Origin of the sequence: Anabaena catenula FACHB-362 (genome assembly GCF_014698735.1) — a bacterium.
In the GTDB taxonomy this organism is placed as follows: Bacteria; Cyanobacteriota; Cyanobacteriia; order Cyanobacteriales; family Nostocaceae; genus Anabaena; species Anabaena variabilis_A.
Window position 1 is genome coordinate 1 of sequence record NZ_JACJTQ010000092.1, and the last position, 6,122, is coordinate 6,122.

Here is a 6,122-nt window from a genome sequence, read left to right on the forward strand (position 1 = left end):
GTGAGGATTGCTCTGAATATATTCAAATATACTGCCCATAACGTCTTACCAAAAAATACACTTTTATATTCTTATACCATAATTTAATTCTTTTTCGGAGATGTCTAATTGGTACTTTTGTCGCCTTTAATTATGCTTTAGGCATTTTTATTAAAGGTGTGATTGACCTCAGTAATACAATTACAGATATTTGGGGCATTGTACCTTTATGGGAACGAACACAACCAATTTTGCGATCGCAACCAGAATCTGATACTCACAAAGAACTCCCTGGAAAATTAATTGGTCGCATTGCCCTAAATCATGTCAGCTTTCGTTACTCTGAGGATAGTCCATTAGTCCTTAATGATGTCAGCTTCTATGCTGAACCAGGAGAATTTATTGCCATTGTCGGCCCTTCAGGAAGTGGTAAATCAACAATATTTCGCTTGTTACTAGGCTTTGAAACTCCCACAGCCGGAAGTGTATTTTACGATAGTCACGATTTAGCTAGGTTGGATCTTCAGGCTTTACGTAGGTCATTAGGAGTAGTGCTGCAAAATGGCAAAATTGGCTCTGGCTCGATATTTGAAAATATTACTGGTGGGGCATTAATCACCCTAGAACAAGCTTGGGAAGCTGCACGCATGGCAGGTTTTGCTGAAGATATTGAGCAAATGCCAATGGGGATGCACACTGTGGTTAGTGAAGGGGGAGGAAATCTTTCTGGTGGACAAAGACAGCGATTATTGATTGCGCGATCGCTTGTTTCCCAACCAAAAGTTATCTTGATGGATGAAGCTACCAGCGCCCTAGATAACCGCACCCAGGCAATTGTAACCGAAAGTTTAGATAAGTTGAAGGCTACGCGCATCGTGATTGCCCACCGCCTCAGCACAATTCGCAATGCTGACCGCATATATGTTGTAGATGCTGGTCGTGTGGTGCAACAGGGTACTTTTGCAGAGTTAGTCTCCCAAGAAGGACTGTTTGCGCGATTAGTAGCTAGGCAATTAGAGACATCAAATTAAAAAAACATCTAATTGGTTTATTTATTTGGTTCTTCGGTTCTTTTTATGGAAAACCAGGTTCAAGACCATTGAAAGCCTTATTGTGTGGGCATTTCATTGAAAATATGGGCATAATTGCCTCTGCCTGAGAATCTAGTTACTTTGTACTATATTTTGAACTCCAAAATCGGGGTTAATACTCTATTGTTTTCAAAATGAGAATTGCTGGTTCTTGAGAGGGCATTTCGTCATCTTACCGCGTTGTGTACCCTATACCCTATCTCCCCCAAAATTTTTCGCTCTCCATCCGCATCCTCTAAACCGAGGTCAGCGAATACGTTGCCACTGCTTTCTTCAAAAATCGCTTCCTGTGTCATTCGCCACTATCTATGATTTCCTTATTTCCTATAAAAAACTTAGTAATTATTAGTGCAGCTATCCCCCAAACTCCAATTGTGAGGAGGACAGAGAAGGCAAATCGGACATGATCAAAGGTTTGAATGCGACTTTCGGTAATTTCTCCGTTTTGATAATAGTTTCTGGCGAATGCATATCCCAGAATGCCGTATTTGTGATTATATGGAACGTTTACATCCGCACCTTCGGTTATTCCGATTAATGTCTGCGACCCCATATAAGAAAATTTTCCTAAGAAAATATAAGTTGATAATATCGAAGTAAATATCAACATCGTGATTGAAATTGCTTTTATATTCTTACTCATACAAAGTATTAATAGAGCAAACCTAATTACATAAGTAGGTGGGTAGAAATTAAAGATAACTATATAACCCACATTCCGCACCCTGGGGTGTCACATAGTATTATAACTTAATTTTTCTTACTTTTTCGGATACAAATTATGCTTTACCAACAGCCCTCATCCGTTAATTCTTCGAGGTTTAGTATATAATACATCTTAGCATCATCATAAAAAACAGTAAAAACCGATTGTGACAGTTGAGGGTGCGGAAGATCGGATTCAAGAATTGCTTTTAAATCGTCGTCAGGACTAATTAGATTTTGCTGACACAGTTTCTTGGTATTGAGCCGAGATCCGAGTAATTTCCGGCAAGATGGTCTGGAAACAATTGATATATATAAGTTTCAGCAATTTTCAAGTAAAATTGACAGGAGTGTGTAAATCTTGGGTATCTATAGCTACAAAAAGCGAAGTATTTATTAACTTTGTTTGCAGTTTTTACAGCTTGGACGATGAGCATATTTTCGTCCCAATTGGCTGAAACTCTTATAATCACTGGATTATAGACGAAAGTATGAGCGTTTTACCCAACAGTTTTTATAATTCTCTTGGGTAGACGAAAAGCAATTATGGGGTCAAAATGCCAGTGCATTTATGCACCAATTCTAGCTAGACATCAAAAAGGCTGGAATGTAGATATAGCAAGGTGTTCCAGACCATCTTGCAGGTTTTTACTCGGATCTCGGCTTACTACCGTTTAATCCTAAAAGGCAGGAGGGAAAATTAAAGAGAGCCTCAATATCATTTATACCAGGCTGTTAGTGCGGCTTGGTATAAACTTTTGATAGTTAACCCATCACTGGGATACTCAACTACATTAAATTCAGAGGTTGCTTGGAAGCGATAGCATTCGCGGAGCGTCCCGGAGGGAACTAGCGCTGCTGCAAGCAGTTCGCCAAAGGTGGGCGTTTCGCCATCACTGTTAGGTGTAGTAAATATTTGTTGACGAAGGGTAGTTAAGATATCAGATAAGCGATCGCTCATTTCTATCTTAGTCAAATTTAATCCACCTACAACAAATTCCCCATTACCCCAATAACCGACAACTTCCCCACTGCGAAAGGCTGATGCAAACACACTACCCCATCTTTGTAACACTTCATTCCCAGCCTCATGACCATACTGAATATTAATCTGCTGCAAGTCGCTCATCCTAATTACAGCAAAACTCACTACCTGACTAAATTTTTCTGCCTGGTTAATCAACTCTTGCAAGACTCGGCTAGACTGGATCTGATTTGGTAAACCCGTTACCACATCTTTAGTAGACAAAGACTTAAACAGACGATTACGTTCTAAACGCTGGGTAATTCGTGTCAGCAATTCTGCTCCCACAATAGGTTTAACTACATAATCATCTGCTCCCGCCGCAAATACTTGTTGCACTGTTTCCATATCTCGATGGGCAGTAAGAAATAAAATTGGTAAACCCTGCCATTTGGGTTCTGTACGCACAGCCTGACATAGATCAATCCCGCTTAATTGGGGCATCTGCACATCCAAAATCAATAAATCTGGTGTCACAGTTTGCAATACTTCCCAAAAACGTAACGGATCACCCAATCCCGTCATCCGCATTCCCCAAGGTTCTAATAAAGGACGCAGGGTGGACAAAATCACTGGATCATCATCAACAACCAGGATATTAACTTTTTGCTCATGACTTTTTTGTAATATTCCAGAGGCAATATCCCAAATCTGCACAGCAGTAACAGGTTTAACCACAAATCCCCGCGCCCCAGCTTTAGCTACTGTTACTCGGTCTAATAACCCATCCACAGCAGCCAATACCAGCACAGGTACAGGGGGTGTACGCTGAGTTAATTCCATCAGCAATGTTAAATTTTCTTCCTGCTGTCTTGCTGACTCTATACTCAAGATAACTAATTCAGGTAATGCTGTTTGTAAGTATTCTCTTGCATCCTTTGACTGGGTGAACTGTTTCCAAGTTCTTCCCGTTGACTCTACTAATTGCTGTAATTGAGTACCTAATTGCAGATCGCTATCAATCAAGATAATCGCAGAATTTGAGGAGATGGGAACAGGAAAGGAAATTTCTAAAGATGATGGACTTTGGTTTTGTGGTGTCAGTTGAAGTATGTTATTTAATTCTTGAATTAGCAACAACAGTTGATTTTTTTGTATCACCGATATTTCTACATCTGGGGCTAAAATTTCTTCAATATCCTTAGCTTTATTTGTGCCATCTGCTAACCCAAACATTCCCAAAACACCAGCTAACTTGTGGGCTGCTTGTTCAGCAGACTGACGTAAACTCATATCTAGATTTTGATTTAACAATGCTGTGGCAGCTTGTTGTAATATTGCCATCCGTTCTGCCATTAGCCCCTGATACTGATTCCACAAACCGCTCATCGCTTGGTTGAACTGCTGTTTAATAGCGGGGCTTTTATTGGATTTTGAGTTGGTGATTGAGGATATTTCTGGTTGTGTCTGTTTTATTTGTGTATTTGATTTAGTTGGTTTGGCTGACAAATTGGGATTTAGTCGATAACCTACACCATAGACATTTTCAATCCAGTCTACTGCTCCGGCTGCTTTGAGTTTTTGTCTCAAGCCTTTAATGTGCGATTTGATAGTTTCTTCTTGGGGGGGATCGTCAAATGTCCACAGATAATCAATGATATCACCCCGACTGAAAACCCGTGATGGATTCCGCAGGAATAGCTCTAGTAAATTATATTCTTTAGTTGTTAAATGTATAGCTTGATTCCCATAACTGACTTCACAGCTAGTGGGATCTAATCTTAATTCACCTATTTGTAAAACTGGGGTACGAGGAGCATCACCCCGACGTAATAAAGCTCTGACTCTGGCCTGAAGTTCTCCCAAATCAAAAGGTTTAATGAGATAATCATCTGCTCCTGCATCTAATCCCCGAATCCTATCATCTGTAGCTTCTTTGGCTGTCATTAATAAAATTGGAGTAGCAAAGCCTTGAGAGCGTAATCGCTTACACAAAGTAATACCGTCTAGTTTTGGTAAGCCGACATCTAGCAAAATTAAGCTGTACTTAGTAGACTCGGCATATTCCCAACCCGTCTGTCCATCTTGGGCAATATCAACTGTGTAGCGTTGTTTACTCAAACATTGCGAGATCATATCAATTAAAATCTCGTCATCCTCAATAAGCAAGATTTTCAAAGTTTAATTCCTCCAGGCATTTCCGCAGATTCAAAACTAAATGGCAAACACCCAGGATTCGCTGCTGCCCACGCAGTAGCTTCTGCTACCAGCACTTCGTGACCCGAATTCAGGTAAAATTGCATTCGGAACGTCATCTCCAAGTGTCGGCGCTCTTGACCACAAATGAGCCGCCTGGAAATCACTCCGTATTCCCGCACCTTTTTCTGGGCATGAACCACTGCCATTAGCCGCAGTTTTGTCACCCGTTAAGTCAACAAACATTTTAAACCTCTGTCAGACAATGGTATCAATTATGGCATCGGGCAGTTGCTCTTCTACTAACCTTAAGGGAGTATATTGATAGGCAATAATAGTCGCTAACATAGTTAAGGTTCCCATAAACATAAACATCAAACCGATACCACGACCTGATCCGGTGCCGATGACTTGTCCAATGCTTCCGGCTAAGAAACTATTAACTGTCATTAAAGGTTCAAATACCCTGTCGGTTAGGGGACCTGCAAACAGATAAGCTAAAGGTCGTGATGACCAAGCAAACATGCGTCTAATTGCAAAAATCCTTCCTTGGACATCGGGTGCCACCTTAGTTTGCCAGATGGCATTAGAGGAACTTTGTGAAACAGGTATTGTCAAAAAAGCTACGAAAGCTCCAATAGTAATTAAGGGAACAAAGGTGGTCATTCCCACCAATAAAATAGCCAGCCCCAGCAGGAAATCAGAGCCAAGTACAGTATGAATGCGACGTTTTGGACTTTCCCAAATGCTCATAAGGATGCTACTAATTAACATACCGCTACCCCCAATAGATAAAACCATACCGAGGACATTGGCAGAGGTAAAAGACAAAACTAGGGGGGTGAATAAAACTTCAGCAGTGCTGACAGCAAAGTTACTGATACTGAAAAAAATTAACAGTCCCATTAATCCGGGACGAGCTTGAATATAGCTCCAACCGTACATAGATTCCTTTAGTAAAGAACCCTTGCCTATTTTTCCGGCAACTGTGGTCTTTTGTTTTGGGAATTCAACAATTAAGAGTGTTACTAAAGCAAACAAAAAAGTGACTAAATCTATCAGAATTACACCCTGTAATTCGATTACAATTACCAGAAAGCCTCCACAAATTGGTGATAGCAATCGAGCCAATGCTTCTGATAACTGAGTCATACCATTAGCACGACTAAGATGTTGTTTCTGGACGA

4 protein-coding genes and 1 pseudogene are annotated in these 6,122 nt (G+C 40.5%); 1 reads left to right on the forward strand and 4 read right to left on the reverse strand.

The window, feature by feature from the left end; genetic code table 11:
* Positions 1–107: 107 nt before the first annotated feature.
* Positions 108–1,010, forward strand: a pseudogene (locus tag H6G68_RS26425) (ATP-binding cassette domain-containing protein); the annotation flags it as partial.
* A gap of 352 nt (positions 1,011–1,362) precedes the next feature.
* On the opposite strand, the gene H6G68_RS26430 reads toward H6G68_RS26425, so the two are convergent.
* The 4 genes from H6G68_RS26430 to H6G68_RS26445 form a co-directional block, all read right to left on the reverse strand.
* Entirely contained in the window at positions 1,363–1,623 is a 261-nt protein-coding gene (locus H6G68_RS26430; protein WP_206757422.1) for a hypothetical protein, read from the reverse strand.
* A gap of 870 nt (positions 1,624–2,493) precedes the next feature.
* Positions 2,494–4,917, reverse strand: coding sequence for a response regulator (locus tag H6G68_RS26435; protein WP_190909298.1), 2,424 nt, complete (start codon positions 4,915–4,917; stop codon positions 2,494–2,496).
* Positions 4,914–5,144 (reverse strand): hypothetical protein, encoded by a 231-nt coding sequence (locus H6G68_RS26440; RefSeq protein ID WP_242045411.1) that lies wholly within the window; start codon positions 5,142–5,144, stop codon positions 4,914–4,916. The genes H6G68_RS26435 and H6G68_RS26440 overlap by 4 nt, the downstream gene beginning before the upstream one ends.
* Positions 5,145–5,193: 49 nt before the next feature.
* Positions 5,194–6,122, reverse strand: a 929-nt coding sequence (locus H6G68_RS26445; RefSeq protein WP_190909299.1) for an MFS transporter, incomplete at its 5' end; no start/stop codon positions are given.

Excerpts from the sequence above, each read along its gene's own strand:
- H6G68_RS26430 (WP_206757422.1), bottom strand. The coding sequence starts at position 1,623 with ATGGGGTCGCAGACATTAATCGGAATAACCGAAGGTGCGGATGTAAAC.
- H6G68_RS26440 (WP_242045411.1), bottom strand. The coding sequence starts at position 5,144 with ATGGCAGTGGTTCATGCCCAGAAAAAGGTGCGGGAATACGGAGTGATT.